Origin of the sequence: Nodosilinea sp. AN01ver1 (assembly GCF_050565655.1) — a bacterium.
GTDB lineage: Bacteria > Cyanobacteriota > Cyanobacteriia > Phormidesmidales > Phormidesmidaceae > Nodosilinea.
In genome coordinates this window covers 82728-107755 of record NZ_JBNXVS010000016.1, presented here as the reverse complement: position 1 = coordinate 107755, position 25028 = coordinate 82728, and the positions used below count along the sequence as shown (strand labels likewise).

Genomic DNA, 25028 nt, shown 5'->3' with positions numbered 1-25028 from the left:
TTGGGTCGGGCGTGGCAAGGCTTGATATCCCGAGCTTTTGGCCACAATTGATGACACGCCCTAGGGTGTGTTATCCCATTCTGGTTTGATATTAAACCCGCTTGGGAGCGGGCTGTCCCGTCGTTGCCAGAGTCTTTTGCCGCAAAAAGTAGGTGCGCATGTGCCCTTTGCCCTTGACCCACACTTCCCCACGCGGGTCGAGGTCGTGGGTGTCTTTGAGGCATTGGTAGGTGGTTTCGCTCACCTGGATATGCTCGGCTACGCCAAACGCTTCCATGCGGCTGGCGGTGTTGACGGTATCGCCCCAGAGGTCGTAGATAAACTTTTTGGTGCCAATCACCCCGGCTACCACCGGCCCGGTGTTGATACCAATTCGCAGCCGGAAGGACTGGCCCGTGCGATCGCTGAAGGCCTGGGCCATAGCCTGCATGTCGAGGGCCATATCGGCGACGGCCTGGGCGTGGTCGTCGCGCTCGTGGGGGATGCCCCCGACCACCATGTAGGCATCGCCAATGGTTTTAATTTTTTCGAGCTGGTGCCGCTCGGCCAGGTCGTCAAACTGAGAAAAAATATCGTTGAGTAACGCCACCAGATCTTGAGGACTGAGGTGCTCAGAGAGCTGGGTAAACTCGACAATGTCGGCAAACAGCACCGTGACTTCGGCAAAGTGGTCAGCGATCGTGTTGCGCCCCTGCTTGAGCCGGGTGGCAATGGGCAAGGGCAAAATATTCAGCAACAGCTGCTCCGATTTCTCTTTTTCCTCCTGCAGGGCTTGCCGCGCCTGCTCCCGCTCGGCAACTACGCTCGCCAACATTAGAGCTGTAAAGGCTAGTACGCAGATAAAAGCCTGAAGCGGTTGCACTGCCTTGAGAGGATCGTCAAAAGAAGTCCAAAACGGCCCCTGCCCCTGGCTCACCCCCCAGGTGGTAATGATGGTGACAATAGCGGTGCCCAGGGCGGCTCCAAACGGCCCCAGTCGCAGGGCCGCCCACAGGAGAATGGGAAACGGCAGGTATTCTAGAGGGTAGGGAGCCTGAGCCATCCGCCGGGGGTCGCAGAACAAATACCAGCTCACGGCCATCAAGATGATCAGCCACAGCACAATCAAAGAGGGCGAGTAAAAGCTCCGAAATCGTTTTACCCCCTGACGCCAGGTAATCATCAGGGCGGTAATCACAACGACGCCAGTCACATTGCCAATCCACCAGCTAAACCAGCTGGGAACATAGTCAGCCCAGCGCATTGGAGTCATCAGGCAGAAGTAGGTGACCCCGATGGTGGCGCTGAGGGTAGCGGGCACAACCGCGCCAAAGCCAATTAAAGCTCCCACATCTTTAATGCGCTGCAGGGAGCTGATAAAGCCAACGCGACGCAGTAACCACAGCCCCAGCAAAGGTTGAAGGGTATTGTTAATAGCACCGACTACATCCCGGTGCCAAACTTGCTCAGGAGAGGTCAGCGTTACTATCAGTGATCCCAGCGTAATACCTGGGGCTAGAGCCGCCCCCGTCATCAGCACAACGCCCTGGCTATAGCCCGCCGGTGGCCAGATAGGCAGTACAGCCTCGCCACTTCCCACAACGTGAAAACTGAGCTTGGCGATGATGGCATAGCCTACAGCCACGGCTAAAACACTGGGCCATCGCCGCCACCAGCGTTTGAACGATGATAAAACCTCAGCCATTGATGACCCCAATGGAAAATTAACGACCCCTTCAAACGCCTGGCTTCTGTACTCTGGCTGGAGCGCCTCGGCTCGGGCCAGCTCAACCGTGGTAATAGTGATTTTGATTAAATCAGTAGCCTGGCCAAAATCGGCCGCTCTACATTAAGTCTTAGCGTTGTCTAAATTTAGGTTGAGCTTAGCGGCTGAGTCTCTGGCCTGCTCGCCCCTGGGTCTAACCTTCACGTAGACTGAGTCAAATTCCGCATTGTGGGCTGGCTCTATGACCTTAGAATGGGAGCGTTTTCTGATTTAGGCCGATAATCTCCAGAAACATTAAGGAAACCATAGACGCTGATCAAAGGGTCGCTAAAAATCGTATGGTTTTTAGAGGACACCGCCCCTCTACAGCGGCTTTCATGTCACTTTATTTGTGTTCGTAAGCGACTAGCATTGTCTATGGCTTCCCCCACCATTGAATCGGTTCTGCACGAAAACCGCCTGTTTCCCCCTGCCGATGAGTTTGCTCAAAACGCATCGATCCAGAGTCTGGAGGACTATCGCGCTCTGGCTGAACAGGCGGCGGCAGACCCCGCCAAGTTTTGGGCCGAGCTGGCCAGCCAGGAGCTGCACTGGTTTAAGCCGTGGGATACGGTGCTGGACTGGCAACCCCCCTTTGCCAAGTGGTTTGTGGGGGGGAAAATCAACATTTCCTACAACTGTTTAGACCGTCACCTGACCACCTGGCGACGCAACAAGGCCGCCCTGATTTGGGAAGGCGAGCCGGGCGACAGCCGCACCCTCACCTATGCCCAGCTGCACCGGGAGGTGTGCCAGGTAGCCAACGTGCTGAAAGGGCTGGGGGTGCAAAAGGGCGATCGCGTCGGTATCTATATGCCGATGGTGCCCGAGGCGGCGATCGCCATGCTGGCCTGCGCCCGCATTGGTGCCCCTCACACCGTCATCTTTGGCGGCTTTAGCGCCGAGGCCCTTAAAGATCGCCTCAACGACGCTGAAGCCAAGGTGGTGATCACCGCCGACGGCGGCTTCCGCAAAGACAAGGTGGTGCCGCTCAAGGCCGCCGTTGACCAGGCGCTAGAGGGCGACGGCGTGCCTAGCGTGTCAGCGGTACTGGTGGTGCAGCGCACCAAAGCAGACATTCCCATGGTGGAGGGGCGCGACCACTGGTGGCACGAGCTACAGGCCATCGCCTCAGCCCACTGCCCCGCTGAAGAAATGGATGCCGAAGATCTGCTGTTCATTCTCTACACCAGCGGCACCACGGGCAAGCCCAAGGGGGTGGTACACACCACGGGTGGCTACAACCTCTACACCCACATGACCTTTAAGTGGGCCTTTGACATTAAAGACACCGATGTCTACTGGTGCACCGCCGATGTCGGCTGGATTACCGGCCACAGCTATATTGTCTACGGGCCGCTGTCAAACGGGGCCACCACGGTGATGTACGAAGGGGTGCCGCGCCCCTCTAACCCCGGCTGCTTCTGGGATGTAATCGAGAAGTACGGCGTTACCATTTTCTACACTGCCCCTACGGCCATTCGCGCCTTCATTAAAATGGGCGACGCACTGCCCAAGGCCCGCGATCTGTCGTCGCTGCGGCTGCTGGGCACGGTGGGTGAGCCGATCAATCCCGAAGCCTGGATGTGGTATCACCAGGTGATCGGCGGTGAGCGCTGCCCGATTGTCGATACCTGGTGGCAGACGGAAACCGGCGGCTTTATGATCACGCCGCTGCCGGGGGCAATTCCGACCAAGCCCGGTTCCGCCACCCTGCCCTTCCCCGGCATTCTCGCTGACGTGGTGGATTTGGAGGGCAACCCGGTGGCCCCCGGCGAGGGCGGCTACCTGGTGATCAAGCACCCCTGGCCCAGCATGATGCGCACGGTCTACGGCGACGACGATCGCTTTCGCCGCACCTACTGGGAGCACATTGCCCCGGTCGAGGGCCAGTACCTCTACTTTGCCGGTGACGGTGCCCGCAAAGACGCCGACGGCTACTTCTGGGTGATGGGCCGCGTCGATGACGTCATCAATGTATCGGGCCACCGTCTGGGCACGATGGAGGTCGAGTCGGCCCTGGTGTCGCACCCCGCCGTAGCGGAGGCCGCCGTGGTGGGCCGCAAAGACGAGGTCAAGGGTGAAGACATTTTTGCCTTTGTGATTCTAGAGGGCCAGTACAGCCCCAGCGACGAGCTGAAGCAGACCCTCAAGCAGCATGTGGTGAACGAAATCGGCGCGATCGCGCGCCCCGGTGAAATTCAGTTTGCCGACGCTTTGCCCAAGACGCGATCGGGCAAGATCATTCGCCGCTTTTTGCGCAATTTAGCCAGTGGGGAGGCGATCGCAGGCGATGCCTCCACCATGGAAGACCAGAGCGTGCTCGATCAGCTGCGCCAGAGCTGACGCTGGGCTAAAACGAGTTGAAGCTGGCTCCAGGGGGCGTTGCGGCGAGCCCTGGAGCTAGCTTCGATGCGTTGCAGATGGCCGGCGATCGCCGCCTACTCTCAAGCGGCAATGCCAACAGCGGGGTGGTTTACCCGCTGAGAACGCCGTTTTGCGCGACGCTGTGCCAGAGAAGAAAAACAGCCATACCCGTTCCTTGGCCAAAGTTGATGGAACGCATATTTTTAGAGCAGATCTGCCCCCGGTTTATCGTCATGAATTCCGTAGGGGCGCGGCCTGTTGCGCCCCTACAAACCCATTAGGGGTACTCATTCGGGATTTAGGACCAATTATTTGGAGGAGCATCTTGTCAGAGACCTGGTGGGCGTTCCAGCACATTAAGAGTGTCAACCAATGGTCGATTGGCAGATCTATGCCCTAAGATAGATGTTATTTTTTCTATCGTGAAAAACAGGTTTTTGAGCGTTAGCCCGATGCATAAATGTAGTATTGACCTCTCGCCACAAAACCCCTGTGAAATGATTGACTTAAACCATTGTTTCCATTGGCTCAAAACTTGAATGACGCTATTTCAGGGCCGGGTTAGTCTGAGGAGAACTTTGCCTTTTGACCGGAGGGCGGTTCAATAGGTGTGAAACGAAGAATAGGAATGTAGCGGTCAGATTATGCCGCTACTCTGTACGGGGCTGCTGAGTACTGGGCAGTCAGAAAGACCCGAGTTAGGGGAGCGATCGCCCTACCCCCTGGGTAAACTAACGGCGCAGCCGCAGCTGTATCGAATCGAGAGCTTTTCTAAAGTCACCTGGGTCGAAGGGAATCAATAGCATGTGGAGGCAATCAACAAAAGCTGATCAAAATCATTTATTTTTTGGATGACAGCTCTTGGCGCTATGCCTATAATTGGTTGTGCGAGTAAGCAGATTTGTTTGCTATTATTCATTTGCTATTACTCAATGGCTGTCAACCTTGTTCACGGGTTGGGCCGATATTTTTCACTATTCAACTTCACGTCTCATCACAAGGATTTTTCCTGAACAATGGCCGAAAAACCCACTCCCCTCACCGGTAAAGCATTACTACAGAAGGTTAAAGACCTTTCTGACCTCACCAAGCGCGAAACGGCCAGAGAATGTGGCTACTACACCCTCACCAAAGACAATCAGGTGCGGGTCAATCTGTCCGGCTTTTATGATGCACTGCTAGAGGCTAAAGGCATCAATCTTGATCCTGAAAGCAACAAAGATGGTCGAGGGCGCGAAGCCACTTATCGGGTGAGCGTTCACAAAAATGGTCAGATTGTTATTGGGGCTACCTACACTCAAGAAATGGGCCTTAAATCTGGCGATGAGTTTGAAATTAAGCTGGGCTACAAGCACATTCACCTGAAGCAGCTTGACGCTAATTCGGATGAAGAATAGTACGGGTCTACTATGGTAGGTTTGACGGTAACTATGGTGGCGATCGCCCATCTAGCTGTTTTTTTTTGAGCTGGATGGCCCTGGGCATTCCAGCTAGTCTGCTGGTTGCTCGGATGGGTCAAATTCCACTGACGTATCCGGTTGCCCCCCAGCACAAATTACCCCTGCTGCTGCCGCTCTACCTAGTAGCGCCGGTAGCGGTTGAGGTGCACCGTCGCCTAGGGGCAGGTGCCTGGTCTGACTACGGCATTGCCTGGGATCAGTCCTTTTGGGGGTTGATGGTGGTGGGCTTTGCGATCGCGGCGGGCGGCGTAGTGGCGCTCGTTGCACTACAGCTGAGCCTGGGCTGGCGAAGGTGGCAGCCCTTTGCTCAGTCCCCTCCCCTACAGCCCTTTGCTACTCAGGCGCAGAGCCCGGAAGCTCTAGGGTCTAGCACCCAAACGGCAGAACCTTCGCCAGGGGTCGTGCTGCTGGCGGTGCTGCCCCTGGCGCTATTTGTGGGCTGGATTGAAGAACTGGTCTTTCGCGGCGTGCTGGTGAATGGGCTGGGTCAGGCCTGGCCCGTTTGGGTGATGGCGATTGCCGTCAGCTTCATTTTTGCCGTCTCTCACCTGGTGTGGGATGGCCCCGCCGGAGCGCCTCAGCTGCCAGGCTTAGCGATCATGGGAGCCGTGCTGCTGCTAGCTCGCTGGGTAACCGGGGGCAGCCTGGGGCTGGCCTGGGGGCTGCACGCAGGCTGGGTGTATGCGATCGCCGCGATCGATGCCCTGGCTCTGCTCAAGCCCGGTAAAGACGGCCCCCTTTGGCTGGTGGGGTTGCCCGATCAGCCGCTGACGGGGGTGCTGCCGATGGGGCTGCTGGTGCTGACCGGCGTTGGGCTATGGCTATTTGGGTGACAGCGAGATCAGCGTAATCGGCGTCAGCGGCTGCCAGCGGGTGAGCGAGCCAACTCGAACACCATGCTGCACCTGAATTTGACGCAGTTGAACCGACCAGGATCGGGGGCTGGCGGCGGTGCTATCGACCCAGGCGAGCACCGTGCCCGTGTGCTCTAGGGTGGCCAGGGCTAGGACGATTCGCCCCTGGGGTTTGAGATGGCGCGCACAATGGTCGAGAATGTCGCTCAGGTGACCGCCGCTGCCGCCAATAAAAATGCGATCGGGGTCGGGCAGAGCAGCTAGCGCTGCGGGTGCAGCACCATAGACGGGGTAAAGGTTGGGGCTGCCCAGGCGGCGCTGATTTTGCTGAATCAGACTGTGGCCAGCGGCGGTTTTTTCGATCGCATAGATCTGGGCCGTGGGGCAGAGCCGGCTGAGTTCTACGCTGACAGAGCCTGTGCCCGCGCCAATATCCCAAATCACCTGCTCGGGCCTGGGGTCGAGGTCGGCCAGTATTTGAATGCGAATGTCGCGCTTGGTGATCAAACTGGGGCGATCGCTAAAGGTGGCAAAGGCGCGATCGGGCAGACCCACCAGGGGCAGATCGTCGCTGTCAAAATCGGCCTGCCGCCGCTGCAAGACGACCACGTTGAGGCTGGCAAAAGTTGCGGAGGCGATTGCCTCCGGCGCAAATTCGCGCACCTGTTCGCCCTCGCCGCCCAGGTTTTCGCACACCCACAGGCGGTAGGAGCAGGGCAACTCTAAACTCAGAACGAGCTGCCCCAGAGCGGCTGGGGTATGGACGGGGTCGGTCAGAACCGCAATCAGTTCGTCGCCTCGACGCAGGGCCGCCTCTACATCCTGGGTCGAGCGGCCGTGGGCGCTGACTAGCGTGGCTCCCTGCCAGGGCCGCTTGAGTCGGCTAAAGGCCAGCTGCACCGCGCTCAGATGGGGGTGAAAGACGAGACTTTCTGACGGTAAATGGTCGAGTAACAGCCGCCCCAGGCCAAAAAAGAGCGGGTCGCCCGAGGCCAGCACCACCACGATGCCGGGTTCGCCACTGGCCAGCCACTGGCGCAGGCGATCGAGAATAGTCTTGAGGTCGTCCAGGGGCCACCGCTCGGCCTGCCCCTCGGTAATGTACTTGGGGAAGTAGCTGAGCTGGCGATCGCTGCCCACCAGCACCGCCGCCCGCTGAATTAGCGCCAGACTGGCCGGAGTCAGCCCCGCCTGCCCGTCTAGCCCCACCCCCACCACATGAATTGAAGGATGAATTGAAGGCTCGCCTACAGAATTAGCCAGGGTCACGGCTGCTGCTCCCAGGCCAGCACCAGCAGAGCGTTGAGCATGGCGGCGGCCACCGCTGAGCCCCCCTTGCGCCCGTCAACCCGAATTTGCGGCACCGCAGTCTGAGCCAGCCGCTGCTTGGATGCCTCAACCGCCACAAAGCCCACCGGAGCGCCGATTACCAGCGCGGGCTGGACCAAGCCTGCACGAATGCGATCGCACAGCGCCATCAACGCCGTGGGCGCGTTGCCAATCACCACCAGCGCCTCGGGGTACTCCTCCAGACACCGCAGCAGCCCGGTCTCGGTGCGGGTGCGCCCCGGCTGGGCTGGCTCGCCCACCGCTACCGCCGTCAGCAGCGGATTTTGAAACGTGCGCTCCACCATCCCCACTACCCCCTGGCGCACCATCGTCACATCTACAATAATGGGGCCAGCCTTGGAGAGGTGCTGGAGAGCAGCGGCGATCGCCCCCTCGCCAAACACCACCCGCTGCTTAAATTCAAAATCAGCGGTACTGTGAATCACCCGTCGCACCACCGCATACTCAGCCGGGGTAAAGTCATGAACCCCAAACTCTTGGTCTATCAGCGCAAAGCTTTCTTCTAAAATGGGACTTTGTACTAGCTTTGCCATAGATCCAATCCAATAATCTCGTCTTTAGAACTGCTCCCCGCAGGAGGTTTATCATCCCACGATGCCCCGCAGGAAGAGGAATGCAAAGTTCAAAATTTTGCATGCAAAATTTTGAACTTTGCATTCCTCCGCTCCCTTCGACTCCGCTCCCTTCGACTCCGCTCCCTTCGACTCCGCTCCCTTCGACTCCGCTCAGGGACCATCCACCCACCTACCCTTCCCCCCCATCCCATGCCCGCCTACTACTTCTGGGGCGACGACGACTTTGCCCTCCAAAAGGCCATCCACGACCTGCGCCAGCGCACCCTCGACCAGGCCTGGGCCAGCTTTAACTACGACATTATTTCTGCTGAGGCCGCCAGTAGCCCGACCCAGGCGCTAAACCAGGCGATGACGCCTCCCTTTGGGCAGGGGCAGCGGCTGGTGTGGCTGCAAAATACCGGTCTGGGCCAGCGCTGCCCGGAGACTACCCTGGCCGAGTTTGAGCGCACGCTGCCCCAGCTGCCCGATACCACGGTGCTGCTGCTGACCAGCACCGCTAAGCCCGACGGGCGCGCCAAATTTACCAAATTCTTTAAGACCTGGGGCGAAATTCGCGAGTTTGCCACTATTCCGCCCTGGAAGACCGATCAAATTCGTCAGCAGGTGGTGAGCGTGGCCCAGGGGCGAGGGATGTCTCTAGAGTCGGCCACCGTCGACCTGCTGGCCGAGGCCGTGGGCAACGACACCCGACAGCTGCACCTGGAGCTAGAAAAGCTGGCCCTCTACTGGGGGGCTCGCCTGCATCCCATTCCACCGACCGTGGCGGCGGAACTGGTGACCGTTTCTACCCAAACCAGCCTGAAGCTGGCCCAGGCGATTAAGCAGGGCGATACCCCTACGGCCCTGGCGTTGGTGAATGACCTGCTCGATCGCAACGAGCCCGCCCTGCGGATTGTCGCCACTCTAGTCAGCCAGTTTCGGCTGTGGCTGTGGCTGAAGGTGCTGATACAGGCCGGGGTGCACAGTGACGCCGAGGTGGCCGCTGCCGCTGAGGTGGCCAACCCCAAGCGTATTTATTTTTTAAAGCAGGAGGTGCGATCGCTAACTCTAGCCCAATTGCAATGTATTCTGCCTTTGCTACTAGAATTAGAGTCTGATTTAAAGCAGGGCCGAGATGAACGCGCTACTCTACACACAAAAGTTATAGAACTTTGCCAGGGGCTTAAGCCGGGGGGGGCATAGCCTCAGACTGGAACTAGTGCAGGTTCTGCCCCGTCTGGGCTGAAAGCCTGTCCAGATTAAGCATCTAGGCGACACACCGGGGCGGCACCTCCCAGCCTAAGCAGACGCTTTCAGTTGTTAGAGCACGATCGTTGGAGCACGGGGCCATTCTGGTTAACACCAGCACAGGAGAAACACATAATAATGATTCACCGATTTATTCACCGTTTACCACTTGCAAACCCCAGTCGCAGTGCCGTTATCGCGGCGGCGGTGGCCAGCTTTAGCCTGCTGGCGGGGGCGGGGGCTCAGCTGCCCACGGCGGCGGGCCTCATTACCCTGGGATCCGCCTGGGCCCAGGACAGCGGCGTATCTGAGGAAGAAATCATCGGCTACGCCACCTCAATTCTAGAGATGGATGCCCCCCGCAACGAGGCGCTAAGCCAGATTAGAACGCTGCTAACCGGCACCGGGCAAGACCTCGCCAGTGTCGATATGAGCTGCACCGGCACCGCCAACCTCAACCAGCTGCCCCGCAACCTGCGCAGCAGCGTGCGCACGATTGTGGTCAACTACTGCAACCAGGCCAGCGACATTGTCAAAGCCAACGGTCTGACGCCCCGCGAGTTTAACGCGATTACAGCCGCCTATCCCCAGGATCCGGCCCTGGCGGAGCAGATTCGAGCGGCCATGATTGAGCTTCAGCAGCAGTCTGCCAACGGCGGCACTCAGTAATGCAGTTTATCGATCAAGCTGAAGTTGAGGTAATCGCGGGCGACGGCGGCGACGGCATAGTGGCGTTTCGGCGCGAGAAATACGTGCCCGCTGGGGGGCCAGCCGGAGGCAACGGTGGCCCCGGCGGTTCGGTGTATCTAAAGGCCACACCACAGCTGCAAACCCTGCTCGATTTTCGCTACGCCCATCGGTTCAAAGCCGATAACGGCCAGCGGGGCGGCCCCAAGAATATGACCGGGGCCGCTGGGTCTGATTTATACCTGGAGGTGCCCTGCGGTACGGCGGTGTATGACGTTGAGACCGACGAACTGCTGGGCGATTTGGTCACCGCCGACCAGGTACTGTGCGTGGCCCAGGGGGGTAAAGGTGGCTTAGGCAACCGCCACTTTTTAAGCAATCGCAACCGGGCTCCAGAGCATGCTCTACCGGGCTTGCCGGGCGAGGAGCGGCGTCTGCGCCTGGAGCTAAAGCTGCTGGCAGAAGTGGGTATTGTGGGCCTGCCCAACGCGGGCAAGTCAACCCTGATTTCGGCCCTGTCGGCGGCTCGGCCCAAAATTGCCGACTACCCGTTTACCACTCTGGTGCCCAACCTGGGTGTGGTGCGCCGCCCTACCGGCGATGGCACCGTCTTTGCCGATATTCCTGGGCTAATTGAGGGAGCGCACCAGGGGCTGGGGCTGGGCCACGAGTTTTTGCGCCATATCGAGCGCACCCGGCTGCTGCTGCACGTGGTCGACGCCACCGCCGAGCACCCGCTCGACAACTTTCACACCATTCAGCAAGAGCTAGAGGCCTACGGCCGCGACCTCAGCGATCGCCCCCAGGTGCTGGCCCTCAACAAAGTCGATGCCCTTACCCCTGAGGTGCTGGCTGAGCTGATGAGCCAGTTTGAGGCGCTGGGGCCGGGGCCAGTGTACGGCATTTCGGCGGTGGCTGGTACGGGGCTGGGGCCAATGCTGCAGCAGATCTGGGCCCTGCTCGACCAAATGCCGTTGCTAGGCCACGGTCTTAGGGCACCTTAAGCCTGTATCTCAGCAGGGGTTAGGCGTTGGTCATGGGTGTTTTTGCATTTCCGGGGCAATCTGACGGGGAAGCCACGATGGGCGATAATCGGCCCGGTGACGCGATCGCCCCGCCCGGACTTGCCTGCCCGCTTGGTCTGCCCTGGGCCGAACGACTGCAGCGGCGCAGCCAGGCGATCGCAGCGCTCCAGCTAGAGCACCCCAGCAGCATTCCCGCCTGGGAAGAAGCCGCTCAGGTGGCCGCTCAATTTTTAGGGGTGCCCCTGGTTATGGTAACCGTGGCCAACGGCCCCACAGAATACGTCTATGCCGCCTTTGGCCTGTCCTCCTTGGGCGTAGGAAATCCCCTGTCGCAGCAGCGCCAGCTGCCCCTTAGCAGCGGGCTGGGGGGCTATATTCTCGACAGCGAACAGCCGCTGGTTGTGCCCGATACCACCGAAAACCCGGTCTTAGCCCAGAGCGAGCTGGTCAGCACCTACGGCATTAGAGCCTACTGTGGCGTACCGCTGAGAACGGGCCAGGGCACCTGCCTGGGCACCCTGGCCGTTATGGATATGCGCCCCAGACGGTTTAGCGAACAAGAGCTGGGTTTTTTGGCCATGGCGGCCCGCTGGGGCATGAGCGAGTACGAGCGCCAGAGCGCCAGGGCCATCTTGACTCCACCTGGCTCAGCAGGGCCAGTGGGGCTCGAAGCCATCGCCAATCGGGTGCGCCTTGACCTGCTGACCCAGCTCACCCATGAGCTGCGCAGTCCTTTGACGACGGTGCTGGGCATGAGCACCATGCTGAGCCGCGAAATCTACGGCCCCCTGACCCCTAAGCAGCGAGAGTACACCGACATTGTGCACCGCAGCAGCCAGACCCTAATGACCCTGGTCGATGAACTCATTGACCTCAACCCTGCAGAGGCGGAGCGCACCGACCTAGTGCCCACGGCCGTCGATATTGAGGCCCTTGGGCAGCAGGTGGTGACAGCCCTCACTCCGCTGGCCGAGAAACACGGTCACATTCTCAACCTGACTGTAGAACCGGGAGAAACCCACTGGATACTAGACCAGCGGGTGGTTAAACAGATTTTGTATCACCTGATGGTTGGCATTATGCATGCGGCCGGAGACAACAGCACCCTGCGCGTTCACGCCTGCCGACGGGGCCAGGGGTTGACCCTGGGTTTGTGGTTGTCTAACCCCTGGCTGGGGGAAGGGCTCCCGGCGGAGGTAGCCGAACTATTGCAGGTCTCAACCGCCCCGCTGGCCCCCAGTGCGATCCCCCGTCCCCTGCTGGGGCTGCTGCTGAGTCAGCACCTGGCCCAGCGCCACGGCGGTCAGATTAAGGTTCAGGGCAGCGGCGACAGCAATCGGCTGGAAGTGCTGCTGCCCAGGCTAGAGACCGCCGTGGCTCGCCCAGAAGTGAGCCGCGAGGCCGAAGTAGGGGTGACGCTTTAGTCAAGGGCTGGTGGGTTTACGTAAGCTTAACCAGAACCCGACGTTTCCTTAAGCTGCATCCGACACCATTACTGGTTAGTGCAGACCTTAGGGCGCTAGGGGTGGTCGTAGCCAGGGGCCAGGGCAGCGTTCATTCAATTGCCAGCGCTTTGGGGTTTGCCCGAGTCGTTATTAGGCGCTTGGCCCTGCTGTGCAAAATGTAACCCCTGCTCTATCCCCGCTGTCGGGTGTGCAAGAGCGCATTTTAATTATCGACGACGAAGATTTGATTCGTGAAACCGTAGCCATGGCGCTCAGTGAGCAGGGCTATCAGGTCACCACAGCCGAGTCGGGGCAGCGGGCCCTGGAGCTAATTTTTCCGGCCTCTACCGAGGGGCTGGCAGGGCTGAAGGTTGATCTGGCGATTGTCGATCTGATGCTGCCTGGGGTCAATGGGCTCGACATTTGCCGGTTGATGCGCCACCACAACCTGGATATTCCCATTCTGATTTTGAGCGCCAAGGGAGCGGAGCTGGATCGAGTGGTGGGGCTAGAGGTGGGGGCCGACGACTACCTGGCTAAACCCTTCGGCATGCGAGAGCTGATTGCCCGCTGTCGGGCTTTGCTGCGGCGACAGCAGTGGTCAACGGCAAAACCCGATACCGCTGTTCTGACCTATAAAGACATTGTGCTGTGCACCACCGAGTTCAGGGTGACGGTGGCGGGCCAGGAGGTGAGCCTGTCGCCCAAAGAATTTCGCATTTTGGAGCTGTTTATTCAGAGCCCTAACCGGGTTTGGTCCCGCGAAGAGCTGATTCAGGCGGTTTGGGGGGCAGATTTTGTCGGCGATCGCAAGACTGTAGACGTGCACATTCGCTGGCTGCGCGAAAAAATTGAGGTTGACCCGGCTAACCCGCAGTACGTGACGACGCTGAGGGGGTTTGGGTATCGGTTTGGGTAGGTGGGTGAGTAGGCGGGTGGGTGAGTAGGCGGGTGGATGAGTGGGAGGGTAGATGGGTGGGGGAGTAAGGGAGGGGGGATTGCTATATGATCGGGGGAAAAGATGATGCTTGGCTGGGAGGTCAATTGTGCGAGAGATTTTGATTAGCCTGGGGGTTTTGGCCGCCTGTTGTGTGGTGCTGCTGGTGGCTCAGTTTACCGGCTCTCAGCCGGAGGCGATCGCCTCTAACCTGAACCGCGCCGAGGTGGCTGAGGCCGCCACTACCCTGAGTGAGCCGGTGGCGCAGATTGCCCAGGCTGCCGCCGATTTGGCTCCCGACGTTACCCCAGAGGCCGCTATGCCCGCCGAAGATTTAGTGACTACCGACTCCGGTCTTCAGTACGTCGATGTGGTTGAGGGCACCGGGGCGATGCCGCAGCCGGGGCAGCGGGTCACGGTGCACTACACCGGCACCCTCGAAGACGGCACTAAGTTCGACAGCTCTCGCGATCGCGGTCGGCCTTTCACCTTTCAAATTGGCGTTGGTCAGGTGATCAAGGGCTGGGATGAAGGGGTTGGCACCATGCGAGTGGGCGGTCAGCGCCAGCTGATCATTCCTGCCGAGCTGGGCTACGGCAGCCGGGGCGCAGGCGGAGTCATTCCACCCAATGCAACGCTGCTGTTTGATGTTGAGCTGCTGCGCATCGGCTAAACACCTAGGGTGCAGGTCAGAACTGGTGGCGATCGCAACTCGCGATCGCCACCAGTTCTGTCTTTAAATCTCCTCTTACCGGCTGAAACGACGGCGGCCAGGCCTAACAGCCCGACTCCAGGGACTGCTGAAAATTGCGCAGGGCGCGCTGGGTCTTAGGCCCGGCTACGCCGTCCACAGGGCCAGGATCGTAGCCGCGCTTGGCCAGCTGCTGCTGCACCTGACGGGTGCCTTCGGTCAGGCTTTCGTCGAGTTCTTCGAGCAGCTCCAGGGCTTTGTCGCCGGGGTTGGCGGTGTGGGTCAAATCGAGCAGCTCGCGCAGCCGCGACTTCAGGTTTTCGTTGACCGAGGCGTAGACCCGAGTGGCGCTACCCAGCCCGATGGCGTGGTCGATAAAGTGGTCGGCTTCGTTGATCCAAAAATCGAGGCGACCGTCGGTTTCGGCCATAGCCAGCAGCTGGTCGAGGCGCTGACTTTCGGCGTCGCTGAGGCTGGGGCGGGCCGCTAGCTGACAGTATTCGCGCACCAGGTCCAAACAATCGGCGTCGGCAATCCCTGGAATTTGAGGCGTTAACGATTCACCCATGATCTGACTCGCGTGTTTCGGTACGGTATCAATACGATCTGCACAGCCTGTACAGCTGATTCAGGGTTGGATCTGTAGTTTACTCGCTGAGAGGCCAGGGTAGCGAGGGGGAAATCCCCACAACTCCTAGTGCCCAGCCATTTTGTGGCCAATGTCGGTAACGTTAGCCTGCGCGATGGGGCTGCTGTAGACAAACTGCCCTTCGCTAATCACCAGAATGCGATCGCTGAGGGCCAGCAGCTCGTCGAGGTCTTCGCTGACCAGCAGCACCGCCACCCCCCGATTGCGGGCCTCGACAATGGCGTTGTGAATTTGATCGACGGCGGAGAAGTCCAGGCCAAAGCAGGGGTTGGCGGCAATCAGCACCTTGATGTCGGGCGCAGACAGCTCCCGCGCCAGCACTGTACGCTGCACATTGCCCCCCGATAGGTTTTGCACCGGGGTTTCGGGGGAGGGAGTTTTGACCCTAAAGGTTTCGATTAGCCCCTGGGCCGCTCGGCGAATCGCGCCCAGCCTGAGCCACATCCAGCGGGCCTGGGGCGGGCGATCGAAGGTGCGCAGGGCCATGTTTTCGGCCACGCTCATGCCGGGGACGCAGGCGTTGCGCAGGGGTTCTTCGGGCAGGGCACAGACGCCGTGGCGCACCATTTCGGCGCGGGTGGCGCGGTAGGGCTGGCCGGTAATGCAAATTTGGCCCTCGGTAGGCGATCGCTGCCCGGCCAGCACCTCTACCAGCTCTCGCTGGCCGTTGCCTGAGACCCCAGCAATGCCGACAATTTCGCCGCTGTGCACGGTCAAATCGAGGGGGCCAAAGGCGGTGAGACCGTTGTCTTTAGAGGCCCCTAACCCCTTCACCTCCAGCACCGGCTGCCGCGACACCGCATCGATTTTAGCCACGGTTTTGGTGATGCGCTCGGTCCCCAGCATCAGTCGGGCCATATCGGCCACGGTGAGGTCGGCGACGGCCCCGTGGCCCGCCAGCTGGCCCTTGTGCAGCACCGTCACCTCATCGGTAAAGGCCAGCACCTCACGAAACTTGTGGGTAATCAACAGCACGCTGAGGTGACCCGCCTGGACCTCCTGGCGCAGCAGCCCCAGCACCTCGTCGGCCTCGTCGGGGGTGAGCACCGAGGTCGGCTCATCGAGAATGAGAATGCGGCTTTGCAGGTAGAGCTGCTTGAGAATTTCAAGCTTTTGCTTTTGGCCCGCCGCCAGCTGCCCCACGGGCAGATCGAGGTCAACCTGAAAGGGCGATCGCGCCATAAAGGCGCGCAGAGCGGCGTGCTCCTGCTTCCAGTTGATCACCTGGGTGCGATCGTAGCGGCTGAGCACCAGGTTTTCGGCCACCGTCATGGCGGGCACCGAGGTAAAGTGCTGGTACACCATGCCAATGCCGCAGCTGTGGGCGTCTTTGGGGCTTTTGATCGAGTAGACCCGGTCGTCGATTAGCACCTGCCCGGCGGTGGGGGCGTAGAAGCCCATAATGCACTTCACCAGCGTGCTTTTGCCCGCGCCGTTTTCGCCCAGCAGGCCGTGAAAGGTGCCGGGCTTGAGGGTGAGGGAAACATCTTTGAGGGCCACCAGACTGCCAAACCGCTTGGTCATGTTGACCACCTTGAGTTCGGGGGGTGGGTTGAGGTGCAGCAGCGGTGGGGCAAGGGTGGTCATGGCAAAGGCTGTGCAACTGCGAGCATCATACCGCTATCCCCTGGTGCAGGGCTGTGAGCAAACGGTCATTTTCGGCCTCCGTGCGCACGGCGACCCGAAAGTAGTTTGCCCCCAGTTCGGCAAAGCTCACGCAGTCGCGAATCAAAACCTGGTGGCGGCGCAGCAGCCGCTCCTGCAGCAGCGGAGCCGGAGTTGTGGTCTTGACCAGCAGATAGTTGGCGGCCCCCAGCAGCGGCGACAGTCCCGCGATCGCCTGTAGTCCGTTCAAGAGGGTCTCGCGGGTGGGGGGTAGCCACTCCCAGGTGCGGGTTTGGAAGGCCGTATCGCCCACCGCCGCGATCGCCGCCGCCGCCGCCAGAGCATTCACCGGCCAGGGGTCGCGCCAGCGCTGCCAGCGGCGCAGGCGATCGGGGTGGCCCAGGGCATAGCCAATCCGCAGACCGGGCAGCGTATAGAACTTGGTCAGCGACCTGAGCACAACCAGGTTGGGGTGATGGCCCAGATGGCGAATCAGGGACTGCTGCTGGTCAGGGGGCACAAAATCCATGAAGGCTTCATCCACAATTACCGTGGCAAACTGCTCCAGCAGCGGCTCTAGCTCAGCCAGGGCGAACAGCCGCCCCGTGGGGTTGTGGGGATTGTTGATCAAAATGCTGGTGGCTTTAGGCTCAGGCCAGGATGCCGCCCGATCGAGGCTACCTATTCCCTCCAGGGATAAGGGCCAGGGGCGGACGGCAACGTCGAATGCCGCCAGGGCGCGCCCGTAGTCGCCAAACGCGGGGGTGAGTAGATGGCAAGCTGTGCCGGCTGCCGCCAGGTCGCGGGCGGCCCAGGTCAGCAGCTCGGCTGCCCCATTGCCGGGCAGTACCCAGTCGGCGGGCAGCTGATGATGGCAGGCCAGGGCATGACGCAGATCGCCATAGCCGGGGTCGGGATAGTGGCGCAGCTGCCCCAGCGCCTCGGTCATGGCCTGCACAACCGAGCCGGGTGGCCCCAGCGGGTTAATGCTGGCCGAAAAATCAAGTAAAGAATCGGGGGAACAGTCAGCGATCGCCGCCGCCCAGGCCAAATTTCCCCCGTGAACAGGTCGATTTGAAGGTGTGTGAGTAGACGATGGTTGAATCAAGAGGTGCTTACTTAGCCACCTTCTCTTTGAACAACTTACCGGCCGAAAAGGCAGGAACCTTGGTCGCCGGAATCACCATGGTGTCGCCGGTTTTGGGGTTGCGGCCTTCCCGCTCTTTGCGCTCGCGGCGCTCAAAAGAGCCAAACCCTACCAGGGTGACCTTCTCGCCCGCCGCTACGGCTTCAATAATGGCGTCGATGGTGGCAGAAATAACCAGGTCTACCTCCTTCTTGGTCACGGGTTTGTCGCTACTAGAAGATGCCTTCTCAGCCACCGTATCAACGAGTTCAGCTTTGTTCATACCTGTCTCCTATGGGCAAAAAACAATGGGATCCAGTCGCATTCTGACGATAGGCCCAGAACCTAAACAACAGTCCCGGCAGCCAGAATGGCTGAAACCCCTGTCAATCCAGAATTTCACTGCCTCATTCTAAGGGCAACCCCCAAAAAGTGGATCGCCAAAAGCTTTAATTTATGTGGATTTCGGGGTTTTTTAAGAAAGTTAAACAACTAAATGCCCCAGGGGGCTATGAAGTAGACCCCTGGGGCAAGCGCTAAACGCCTTGCTAAACAAGGCATTCATGGATTTTGGCTGATTTAGCCCGCCGGGCTACCGGCCCAGTTGACCCAGTCCTGGGGCTTGAGAAAAACGTCGTATAGCCGTGCCTCCGGGCTGTCGGCAGCGGGGGTGTAGCCGTATTCCCAGCGCACCAGCGGGGGCAGCGACATCAAAATCGACTCGGTGCGACCGTTGGTTTGCAGGCCAAAGATGGTGCCCCGGTCATAGACCAGGTTGAACTCCACATAGCGACCCCGGCGGTAGAGCTGAAACTGCCGCTGATGGTCGCTGTACTCGGTACTGTGACGGCGCTCGACGATGGGAACGTAGGCGGGCAAGAAGGCATTGCCGCAGTCGCGAGCAAAGTTAAATAGATCGTCCCAGCTGCGCTGGGGCAGTTCACCGATGCCCTGGCTGGTCTGATCGGCGGTTTTGCCCGCGTCGGGGCCGCGGTAGAGCGTACCCTGCCCGTCCTGGTAGTCGAAGAAAATGCCGCCGACGCCCCGGGTTTCGCCGCGATGCTTGAGGTAGAAGTACTCGTCGCACCAGGGCTTAAAGACCGAGTAGTAGCTGGGGTTGTGGCGATCGCAGGTCTGCTTCAACGTCTGGTGGAAGTGCACCACGTCTGCGTCGAAGGGGTAGTAGGGGGTGAGGTCGATGCCGCCGCCAAACCACCACACTGGCCCGGCCTCAAAGTAGCGGTAGTTGAGGTGCACCGTGGGCACGTAGGGGTTGCGGGGGTGCAGCACCATCGACGTGCCGGTGGCGTAGAAGCGGTGGCCCGCCGCCTCGGGGCGCTGCACCAAAATCGACGGCGGCAGGTGGTCGCCCCACACTTCAGAAAAGTTTACGCCGCCCTGCTCAAACACGTTGCCCTGCTTGATCACGCGCGATCGCCCGCCGCCGCCCTCGGGCCGCTCCCAGGCGTCTTGCTGAAACTGGGCACCGCCGTCGAGGGCCTCAAGCCGCTGGCAAATGCTGTCCTGGAGCTGCTTCAGCATGGCGCTGACGCGATCGCGGGAATCTGCCGGAGGAGCGGTGGTAACGGGCTTAGAAACAGGGGTAGTGGTCATGGCATCGGGAAAACAATACGTTATGTCGGCACCGGGTTGAATATGTCACACTGTGGAATGGCTTTTGTGCGGAGCTTAGGATCCATTTTTTGCCGTCGCTGGATTTTTTCTGCTCTGGCAGCAGCTCTTGGTGAGCTACAGGCTCAGGCAACACAGCCAACGGTACCCAGTTTTCTCACGCTACCGTGAAACCATACCCAACACCCAAATCATCCACCAGGTTGAGAAAAATGTTTAGAAACGCAACGCTCTGTAACGAAAGCCCCAGATAGCTGATCCCCCTGTCGCCCTGCGACGTCCTGTTCCCTTTACCGCCATGATTTTTCTGCCCATGTCCCCAATTGGCTGCTGCTGTCAGGTGTTGACCTGGGGACCTCGCCCTGGAGGCTGCCGTGTTTAGAGCCTGGTCATTTCCCCGCCCGTTTCTCACCCTGATGCAGCTGATTCAGCACTGGGTGCAGGTGCAGCAGCAGCTCGAAAAGTCGTACCTGGCCGTGAGCAGCGCCTCGGTAGACGTGCTCTGGCAAACCATTATGGACCTGGCCGATGTTTCCTGGCATCCGCTGTTGACCAGCACCAACGCCCCCCGGGGCCTGAAGCCCAAGCCGGGGCTAATCTACCGGGCGTTTACTCGCTTCTGCCCGGTGCCGGTGGATATTTTTGTGGAGCGGGTGCAGCCCTGCGAGCTGATCAGCGTGCGGGTGCTGCCCATCCCTGGCCTGGAGGAACGGGTTACCTATCACCTCAAGTCAACCGTGCGGGGCACCCAAATTTCCTACTCGGTGACGCTGCGGGGGTGGCTGTCGCCCCTGGCCTGGTCGCTGCTGCGTCCCTACGCGGCCAGAGTGGCTTCGGCCCTGGCTGAGGCCGCCGAGCACCCCGATCTTTTAAATAGCCGCAATTCCCGCTCTCAGGCCTGGTAAGGCTCTGTCCTAAGCACATGTGCTCAAGGGGGACGGTGCGGCTTAAGATAGTGAATGGCCTACGTTGACCTCGCCCTGGCGGGGTGGTGGGCATGGCCCACCCTACGGCATCCCTGGACGGCGATACCCCAAGGGGTTGCCAATGCTGTCCGCCTTTCTCGCTGAACGTTGCCCTGTACCTGGCCTAACTCCCCCAACTCCATGAGCCTAACCCTCTCCGAAGTTTCTGTTCTAGATGTGCTGCGCCCGGTACAAGACCCGGAGCTGCAAAAGAGCCTGGTGGATCTCAATATGATCCGCAATGTGGCGATCGATAACGGCACCGTCAGCTTTACCCTGGTGCTGACCACCCCGGCCTGCCCCCTGCGGGAGTTCATTGTTGAAGACTGCGAGAAAGCGGTTCGTACGCTGCCGGGGGTCGAGACCGTAAAGGTAGACGTGACCGCCGAAACACCCCAGCAAAAGGGGCTGCCCGATCGCACCGGCATTGGCGGCGTTAAAAATATCATTGCGGTGTCTAGCGGCAAGGGCGGCGTGGGCAAGAGCACCGTGGCGGTGAACTTGGCCGTCGCGCTGGCCCAGGCCGGGGCCGCCGTCGGCCTGATCGACGCCGATATCTACGGCCCCAACGCGCCGATCATGATGGGGCTCACCGAGGCTCAGGTGGTGGTCAAACAGGGCGAAATTTTAGAACCCGCCTTCAACCACGGCGTCAAAATGGTGTCGATGGGCTTTTTGATCGATCGCGATCAGCCGGTGATCTGGCGCGGCCCCATGCTCAACGGCATTATTCGTCAGTTTTTGTACCAGGTGGAGTGGGGCCAGCTTGACTATTTAATTGTCGATTTGCCCCCCGGTACCGGCGACGCCCAGCTTACCCTGGCCCAGGCGGTGCCGATGGCGGGCGCGGTGATTGTCTCAACCCCGCAGTCGGTGGCTATTTCAGACGCGCGGCGGGGGCTGAAGATGTTTCAGCAGCTCCAGGTGCCGGTGCTGGGCATTGTCGAAAACATGAGCGTGTTCATTCCTCCCGATGCGCCCGAAAAGCGCTACGACATCTTTGGCTCCGGCGGCGGCGAGCTGTTGTCGAAGGAGCTGGGGCTGCCGGTGCTGGGCTGCATTCCGCTAGAAATGCTGGTGCGCGAGGGGGGCGATGCGGGCATCCCCATTGTGGTGCAGCATCCCGACTCCGAGAGCGCCAAAGCGCTGCGGGCGATGGCCGAGCAGGTGGCGGCTAAGGTATCGGTGGCCGCGCTGGCGTCTTAGATTCAGGGTTTGGGGTGCAAGGTATGGGGGTTTAAGGTCCCTGCACCTTATGCCCTATGTCTTGCACCTTCTACCGCTTGTTCTTGGCATAATCGATTGGGTGAACCGGGAGTCGACGGCGATGTTTGTAACCAATGTGCAAAAGCAGTGGCGATCGCTGCTGGCCAACTGGCAGGGCATTGACTGGGTGCTGCTGGCGCTGCCGGTGGCGCTGACCATTTTTGGGGCGATCGTCATTCACAGCACTCAGCTCAACACAGAAAGCACCGGCTATGGCATCAACCACGCGGTGCTGGGGGCAATTGGTCTGAGCATAGCGCTGTGGATTGCCCGCAGCCGTTACGAGTACCTGCTCAACTGGCAGTGGATTATCTACGGCGTGGTCAACGCACTGCTGATCGCGGTATTGTTTGTCGGTACCGTGGGCGGCGGTGCCCAAAGCTGGCTGGGGGTGGGCGGATTTTACGTGCAGCCCTCAGAGTTTGCCAAGCTGAGCATCATCATTACGCTGGCCGCGATGCTCAGCCGCCGCGATGCCTCTAGCCTGTGGGGCGTGGCTAGCGCACTGGCGGTGCTGGCGCTGCCCTGGGCGCTGGTCTTTATTCAGCCCGACCTGGGCACCTCGCTGGTGTTTGGGGCGATTACCCTGGCCATGCTCTACTGGGCCAACTGTAACCCCGGCTGGCTGGTGCTGTTTGTGTCGCCGTTGGTGGCGGCGATTTTGTTTCACCTGGTGCTGCCGAGCTGGCTGGTGTGGAGCCTGGGCATGGGGCTAATTGCCTGGTTTACGCTGCCCTGGCGCTGGTTTAGCACCGTGGTGGCAACGGCGGTTAACCTGGTGGCGGGCAAGCTGGGCGATATTTTCTGGAACTTGCTGCAAGACTACCAAAAAAACCGTCTGGTGCTGTTTCTAGACCCCGACAAAGACCCCCTGGGCGGCGGCTATCACCTGATTCAGTCGCGGATTGCGATCGGGGCCGGCAAAATTTGGGGCCAGGGCTGGGGGCACGGGACGCAAACCCAGCTCAATTTTATTCCTGAGCAGCACACCGACTTTATCTTTTCGGCGATCGGTGAAGAGTGGGGCTTTGTGGGGTCGATGGTGGTGATTTTGGCCTACTGGCTGATCTGCTTTCGCCTGGTGATTATTGCCCAAAATGCCAAGGATGACTTTGGCTCGCTGCTGGTGATTGGCGTACTGGCGATGGTGATGTTTCAGGTGTTGATCAACATTGGTATGACCATCGGCCTGGCCCCGATTACGGGGTTACCACTGCCGTGGCTGAGCCACGGGCGAGCGGCACTGCTGACGAACTTTATTGCCCTGGGCATGGTGGAGTCGGTGGCCAACTTCCGCCATCGACTGCGGTTTACAGATTAGGGCGATCGCATGACTTCTCCATCGCTACCCTCACTGAATGAAACCTACCGGCGCTTGAACCTGACAACCGAGGCGATCGCTCAATTCTGCAAAAAGTAGCAGATTTTGGAGCCGTCTTTGTTTGGTTCTGTATCTGATGGTTTTGAATTAGGGGCCAGGTGCCTTTGGTGCTGTGACCAATAACGCTATGGCTATAGAAGGCACCCGACCCCTTAAAAGCCTCACCCCACCTGTCTGTCGCGCCGCAGCAGGCTAAACACCTCGCCTTGCTCTGGGGTAATCAAAATGCCGAACGGTGGGATGGTCACGAGCTGGCTCCACTCGCGCTGCTCGGCGTACCTGAGTAAATGCAGGTGGTTAATCGCCCCTCGCACCCCCTCGGGCGTGCCAATGACCAAGTGGCGCAATCGCTCTGGCCGAGGGCTGGGGTTTGCCAGGCGTAGGGGATTGAGACCCCCGAGTTCTTGCAGAACTCGGGGGTCTTGGCGGGTAAAACACAACATAATCGGGTTCCTTTCCGGTGAAACGACGGGGAAGAAACCCAAAAACTTGGCCGCCCCAGACATGTGCAGTTCAGGGCGGCCAGGTATGATCAACCTTAGCCTCCGAGACTGGTTACGCAGTCGACGGGGTTAGCTGCTGGTTGGTGTTGCAAGCACCTTCCAGCGGCGTTTGACCAAATTTTTGGGAAGCTCAGGCTGCTCGCACGCAGCCATAGCTCAGTAACGTACCGCATTCAGACGCTCAAATCAAGTCAAAATTGCTACCTGCTGAGATGTCTGTCGAGTTTTATCTGATTCTCTACTATTGTTCTATGACCGCTTAGCTCTGGGAGTCTTTTCTATGACTCAGATCTCATCGTCGCTGGTACTTGGCGTTGACGAATTTCTGACCCGCTATGGCGATAACCCGCGCTACGAGCTGGCCGACGGAGAACTGATTGACATAGAACCTACCGGCCTCCACGAAACCACTGCCGGAAAAATCGCCAGCCAGCTCAGCATTGAAATCGATCGCCAGGGCCATCCGTGGATTATTCCTCGCACCTGTTTGCTGCGACCGTTTGCCGATGCTGCACAGCAGTATCGGCTGGGTGAAGCGATCGATTCACCATTGTTTCCTCAGCTAGCGCTACGGCTAGAGAGGTTATGCCACGGTAGCCTCGGCAGATTTTGGCAATGCCACCGATATATAGCGCTGGCCAGTTCGCTTAGGATAATGCTGACCGCCTGTAGCCAAGCCTGGGACAGCGAACTGGCTTATAGCCATCGCTCATAAGCTACTTACAAAAACGTCCTAACCGTTGTGGCGACGGCTATATTTGCCCGCTTGCAGCTTTTTATGATTCAAGCTCCTGACACTCGCGCAAAATCTGGTTCAGTAGAGCGGGTGCAATCCAAAAATTGGCTTCTCGCTGCAAGCGCTCCATAGCAACTTGCATAGAAACCACCGACCCTTCGTGCCAACCTCTTAGCAAGATGCCCAGAATACCTGTAAGGGCTAAGTCCAAAGACCTTGCAGATTGTCGGGCTTCTTTTTCATCGAGTAAAATTCTGTCAGCCGATACCTCTATAGCTAGGGCGATCGCTTCAGATTCTCCCTGATGAAGTTGCCTTCGCAGTAGAGCAATGAGGGATACATTGCTTACCGTTTGGGGCACGAGCCAGCCTTCATCTATGGCTTCTCGCAAGCGGCTGGAACCGGGTAAGGCTTGATCTACTTTCAATTCGCTAAGAACAGCTTGAGGGATCAGAATTTGCCCAAACTGCTGGGGTAGCAGAAACAGATGGTCAATAATCGCCAGGTTGAGCAACGGTGAGGTGTTACTGACGACGGGCATACTCCATATCTTCTGCGAGTTCGGTTTCAGAATAGTGCCGAGGGATCTGACGCTCTCCTAAAAGCTGGCTAAATTGCCAGTGGTCTAGGTTGGCTAGTTCACGGGCTTTGCCAAAGGATAATAGCTCTTGGGCGTAGAGAGCAAGCGCTAGTTCTTTCAGCAGCTCTGCTTCCATACGACCCTCCGGTAGCCGAATGGATTGAATGATGGATTCAGGAATGGAGAGTTGCATGGTTCTAGCTTGTTAAGATGTACCGCCACA

At 59.3% G+C, this 25028-nt stretch carries 25 protein-coding genes; 14 read left to right on the top strand and 11 right to left on the bottom strand.

Annotated features, from left to right (window positions below; translation table 11 throughout):
* Positions 1–91: 91 nt before the first annotated feature.
* Entirely contained in the window at positions 92–1684 is a 1593-nt protein-coding gene (locus ACQ4N7_RS14350; protein ID WP_430712186.1) for an adenylate/guanylate cyclase domain-containing protein, read from the bottom strand.
* A gap of 438 nt (positions 1685–2122) precedes the next feature.
* Here ACQ4N7_RS14350 and acs point away from each other — a divergent pair, with 438 nt between their 5' ends.
* The 4 genes from acs (at position 2123) to ACQ4N7_RS14330 (ending at position 6404) form a co-directional block, all read left to right on the top strand.
* On the top strand, positions 2123–4090 hold the full coding sequence (gene acs, locus ACQ4N7_RS14345; RefSeq protein WP_430712185.1) for an acetate--CoA ligase: 1968 nt from the start codon (positions 2123–2125) through the stop codon (positions 4088–4090).
* A 665-nt stretch (positions 4091–4755) separates the two neighbouring features.
* Complete coding sequence (locus ACQ4N7_RS14340; protein WP_430712184.1) at positions 4756–4914, top strand: hypothetical protein; 159 nt, start codon at positions 4756–4758, stop codon at positions 4912–4914.
* 213 nt (positions 4915–5127) lie between these two features.
* Entirely contained in the window at positions 5128–5508 is a 381-nt protein-coding gene (locus ACQ4N7_RS14335; RefSeq protein WP_430712183.1) for an AbrB family transcriptional regulator, read from the top strand.
* Positions 5509–5621: 113 nt separating this feature from the next.
* Complete coding sequence (locus ACQ4N7_RS14330) at positions 5622–6404, top strand: CPBP family intramembrane glutamic endopeptidase (RefSeq protein WP_430712182.1); 783 nt, start codon at positions 5622–5624, stop codon at positions 6402–6404.
* Here the strand turns inward: ACQ4N7_RS14330 and cbiE are convergent.
* Both cbiE and ACQ4N7_RS14320 read right to left on the bottom strand, forming a co-directional pair.
* The gene (cbiE, locus tag ACQ4N7_RS14325; RefSeq protein WP_430712181.1) at positions 6393–7694 is read right to left on the bottom strand and encodes a precorrin-6y C5,15-methyltransferase (decarboxylating) subunit CbiE; all 1302 of its coding nucleotides are present in this window, start codon (positions 7692–7694) and stop codon (positions 6393–6395) included. The genes ACQ4N7_RS14330 and cbiE overlap by 12 nt on opposite strands.
* Positions 7691–8308, bottom strand: a complete 618-nt coding sequence (locus ACQ4N7_RS14320; RefSeq protein ID WP_430712180.1) for a precorrin-8X methylmutase — start codon at positions 8306–8308, stop codon at positions 7691–7693. Before ACQ4N7_RS14320 ends, cbiE begins: the two co-directional genes overlap by 4 nt.
* A 231-nt stretch (positions 8309–8539) precedes the next feature.
* Between ACQ4N7_RS14320 and holA the strand changes: the two genes are divergently transcribed.
* From holA to ACQ4N7_RS14290, 6 genes are all read left to right on the top strand, one after another.
* The gene (gene holA, locus ACQ4N7_RS14315; protein WP_430712179.1) at positions 8540–9532 is read left to right on the top strand and encodes a DNA polymerase III subunit delta; all 993 of its coding nucleotides are present in this window, start codon (positions 8540–8542) and stop codon (positions 9530–9532) included.
* A 183-nt stretch (positions 9533–9715) separates the two neighbouring features.
* Positions 9716–10246, top strand: a complete 531-nt coding sequence (locus ACQ4N7_RS14310) for a DUF4168 domain-containing protein (RefSeq protein ID WP_430712178.1) — start codon at positions 9716–9718, stop codon at positions 10244–10246.
* Positions 10246–11268 carry a GTPase ObgE gene (obgE, locus tag ACQ4N7_RS14305; protein ID WP_430712177.1) on the top strand — a complete coding sequence of 341 codons (1023 nt, stop codon included), beginning with the start codon at positions 10246–10248 and terminating at the stop codon, positions 11266–11268. The genes ACQ4N7_RS14310 and obgE overlap by 1 nt, the downstream gene beginning before the upstream one ends.
* A 32-nt stretch (positions 11269–11300) precedes the next feature.
* On the top strand, positions 11301–12713 hold the full coding sequence (locus ACQ4N7_RS14300) for a GAF domain-containing sensor histidine kinase (RefSeq protein WP_430712176.1): 1413 nt from the start codon (positions 11301–11303) through the stop codon (positions 12711–12713).
* A gap of 190 nt (positions 12714–12903) precedes the next feature.
* Complete coding sequence (locus ACQ4N7_RS14295; RefSeq protein WP_430712175.1) at positions 12904–13653, top strand: response regulator transcription factor; 750 nt, start codon at positions 12904–12906, stop codon at positions 13651–13653.
* Between the two features lie 127 nt (positions 13654–13780).
* Positions 13781–14344, top strand: a complete 564-nt coding sequence (locus ACQ4N7_RS14290; protein ID WP_430712174.1) for an FKBP-type peptidyl-prolyl cis-trans isomerase — start codon at positions 13781–13783, stop codon at positions 14342–14344.
* Between the two features lie 103 nt (positions 14345–14447).
* Here ACQ4N7_RS14290 and ACQ4N7_RS14285 read toward each other — a convergent pair whose 3' ends face one another.
* From ACQ4N7_RS14285 to hemF, 5 genes are all read right to left on the bottom strand, one after another.
* Positions 14448–14930, bottom strand: coding sequence for a peptidoglycan-binding domain-containing protein (locus tag ACQ4N7_RS14285; RefSeq protein ID WP_430712173.1), 483 nt, complete (start codon positions 14928–14930; stop codon positions 14448–14450).
* Positions 14931–15056: 126 nt separating this feature from the next.
* Entirely contained in the window at positions 15057–16598 is a 1542-nt protein-coding gene (locus ACQ4N7_RS14280; RefSeq protein WP_430712172.1) for an ABC transporter ATP-binding protein, read from the bottom strand.
* Between the two features lie 25 nt (positions 16599–16623).
* Positions 16624–17724: a threonine-phosphate decarboxylase CobD gene (cobD, locus tag ACQ4N7_RS14275; protein WP_430712171.1), complete on the bottom strand. Its 1101-nt coding sequence runs from the start codon at positions 17722–17724 to the stop codon at positions 16624–16626.
* Positions 17725–17731: 7 nt separating this feature from the next.
* Entirely contained in the window at positions 17732–18025 is a 294-nt protein-coding gene (locus ACQ4N7_RS14270) for an HU family DNA-binding protein (RefSeq protein ID WP_035984599.1), read from the bottom strand.
* Positions 18026–18321: 296 nt separating this feature from the next.
* Complete coding sequence (gene hemF / locus ACQ4N7_RS14265; protein WP_430712170.1) at positions 18322–19356, bottom strand: oxygen-dependent coproporphyrinogen oxidase; 1035 nt, start codon at positions 19354–19356, stop codon at positions 18322–18324.
* A gap of 434 nt (positions 19357–19790) precedes the next feature.
* On the opposite strand from hemF, the gene ACQ4N7_RS14260 reads away from it, so the two are divergent.
* The 3 genes from ACQ4N7_RS14260 (at position 19791) to rodA (ending at position 22926) form a co-directional block, all read left to right on the top strand.
* The gene (locus ACQ4N7_RS14260; RefSeq protein WP_430712201.1) at positions 19791–20279 is read left to right on the top strand and encodes an SRPBCC family protein; all 489 of its coding nucleotides are present in this window, start codon (positions 19791–19793) and stop codon (positions 20277–20279) included.
* Positions 20280–20480: 201 nt separating this feature from the next.
* Positions 20481–21545 (top strand): Mrp/NBP35 family ATP-binding protein, encoded by a 1065-nt coding sequence (locus ACQ4N7_RS14255; RefSeq protein WP_430712169.1) that lies wholly within the window; start codon positions 20481–20483, stop codon positions 21543–21545.
* A 121-nt stretch (positions 21546–21666) separates the two neighbouring features.
* On the top strand, positions 21667–22926 hold the full coding sequence (gene rodA / locus ACQ4N7_RS14250) for a rod shape-determining protein RodA (protein WP_430712168.1): 1260 nt from the start codon (positions 21667–21669) through the stop codon (positions 22924–22926).
* Positions 22927–23147: 221 nt separating this feature from the next.
* Here rodA and ACQ4N7_RS14245 read toward each other — a convergent pair whose 3' ends face one another.
* Positions 23148–23429 (bottom strand): hypothetical protein, encoded by a 282-nt coding sequence (locus tag ACQ4N7_RS14245; protein WP_430712167.1) that lies wholly within the window; start codon positions 23427–23429, stop codon positions 23148–23150.
* 340 nt (positions 23430–23769) lie between these two features.
* On the opposite strand from ACQ4N7_RS14245, the gene ACQ4N7_RS14240 reads away from it, so the two are divergent.
* The gene (locus ACQ4N7_RS14240) at positions 23770–24204 is read left to right on the top strand and encodes a hypothetical protein (RefSeq protein WP_430712166.1); all 435 of its coding nucleotides are present in this window, start codon (positions 23770–23772) and stop codon (positions 24202–24204) included.
* Between the two features lie 61 nt (positions 24205–24265).
* On the opposite strand, the gene ACQ4N7_RS14235 is transcribed toward ACQ4N7_RS14240, so the two are convergent.
* Both ACQ4N7_RS14235 and ACQ4N7_RS14230 read right to left on the bottom strand, forming a co-directional pair.
* On the bottom strand, positions 24266–24766 hold the full coding sequence (locus ACQ4N7_RS14235) for a DUF3368 domain-containing protein (RefSeq protein WP_430712165.1): 501 nt from the start codon (positions 24764–24766) through the stop codon (positions 24266–24268).
* The gene (locus ACQ4N7_RS14230) at positions 24750–24998 is read right to left on the bottom strand and encodes a UPF0175 family protein (protein ID WP_430712164.1); all 249 of its coding nucleotides are present in this window, start codon (positions 24996–24998) and stop codon (positions 24750–24752) included. The genes ACQ4N7_RS14235 and ACQ4N7_RS14230 overlap by 17 nt, the downstream gene beginning before the upstream one ends.
* Positions 24999–25028 lie beyond the last annotated feature (30 nt).

Bases quoted from the DNA above. Each gene is read 5' to 3' on its own strand.
- ACQ4N7_RS14350 (WP_430712186.1), bottom strand. From the start codon at position 1,684: ATGGCTGAGGTTTTATCATCGTTCAAACGCTGGTGGCGGCGATGGCCC.
- ACQ4N7_RS14340 (WP_430712184.1), top strand. From the start codon at position 4,756: ATGCCGCTACTCTGTACGGGGCTGCTGAGTACTGGGCAGTCAGAAAGA.
- ACQ4N7_RS14255 (WP_430712169.1), top strand. From the start codon at position 20,481: ATGAGCCTAACCCTCTCCGAAGTTTCTGTTCTAGATGTGCTGCGCCCG.
- acs (WP_430712185.1), top strand. From the start codon at position 2,123: ATGGCTTCCCCCACCATTGAATCGGTTCTGCACGAAAACCGCCTGTTT.
- ACQ4N7_RS14260 (WP_430712201.1), top strand. From the start codon at position 19,791: ATGCAGCTGATTCAGCACTGGGTGCAGGTGCAGCAGCAGCTCGAAAAG.
- ACQ4N7_RS14330 (WP_430712182.1), top strand. From the start codon at position 5,622: ATGGGTCAAATTCCACTGACGTATCCGGTTGCCCCCCAGCACAAATTA.
- ACQ4N7_RS14310 (WP_430712178.1), top strand. From the start codon at position 9,716: ATGATTCACCGATTTATTCACCGTTTACCACTTGCAAACCCCAGTCGC.
- obgE (WP_430712177.1), top strand. From the start codon at position 10,246: ATGCAGTTTATCGATCAAGCTGAAGTTGAGGTAATCGCGGGCGACGGC.
- ACQ4N7_RS14235 (WP_430712165.1), bottom strand. From the start codon at position 24,766: ATGCCCGTCGTCAGTAACACCTCACCGTTGCTCAACCTGGCGATTATT.
- ACQ4N7_RS14320 (WP_430712180.1), bottom strand. From the start codon at position 8,308: ATGGCAAAGCTAGTACAAAGTCCCATTTTAGAAGAAAGCTTTGCGCTG.
- hemF (WP_430712170.1), bottom strand. From the start codon at position 19,356: ATGACCACTACCCCTGTTTCTAAGCCCGTTACCACCGCTCCTCCGGCA.
- ACQ4N7_RS14245 (WP_430712167.1), bottom strand. From the start codon at position 23,429: ATGTTGTGTTTTACCCGCCAAGACCCCCGAGTTCTGCAAGAACTCGGG.
- holA (WP_430712179.1), top strand. From the start codon at position 8,540: ATGCCCGCCTACTACTTCTGGGGCGACGACGACTTTGCCCTCCAAAAG.
- ACQ4N7_RS14280 (WP_430712172.1), bottom strand. From the start codon at position 16,598: ATGACCACCCTTGCCCCACCGCTGCTGCACCTCAACCCACCCCCCGAA.
- rodA (WP_430712168.1), top strand. From the start codon at position 21,667: ATGTTTGTAACCAATGTGCAAAAGCAGTGGCGATCGCTGCTGGCCAAC.
- ACQ4N7_RS14335 (WP_430712183.1), top strand. From the start codon at position 5,128: ATGGCCGAAAAACCCACTCCCCTCACCGGTAAAGCATTACTACAGAAG.
- ACQ4N7_RS14285 (WP_430712173.1), bottom strand. From the start codon at position 14,930: ATGGGTGAATCGTTAACGCCTCAAATTCCAGGGATTGCCGACGCCGAT.
- ACQ4N7_RS14240 (WP_430712166.1), top strand. From the start codon at position 23,770: ATGACTCAGATCTCATCGTCGCTGGTACTTGGCGTTGACGAATTTCTG.
- ACQ4N7_RS14230 (WP_430712164.1), bottom strand. From the start codon at position 24,998: ATGCAACTCTCCATTCCTGAATCCATCATTCAATCCATTCGGCTACCG.
- ACQ4N7_RS14270 (WP_035984599.1), bottom strand. From the start codon at position 18,025: ATGAACAAAGCTGAACTCGTTGATACGGTGGCTGAGAAGGCATCTTCT.
- ACQ4N7_RS14300 (WP_430712176.1), top strand. From the start codon at position 11,301: ATGGGTGTTTTTGCATTTCCGGGGCAATCTGACGGGGAAGCCACGATG.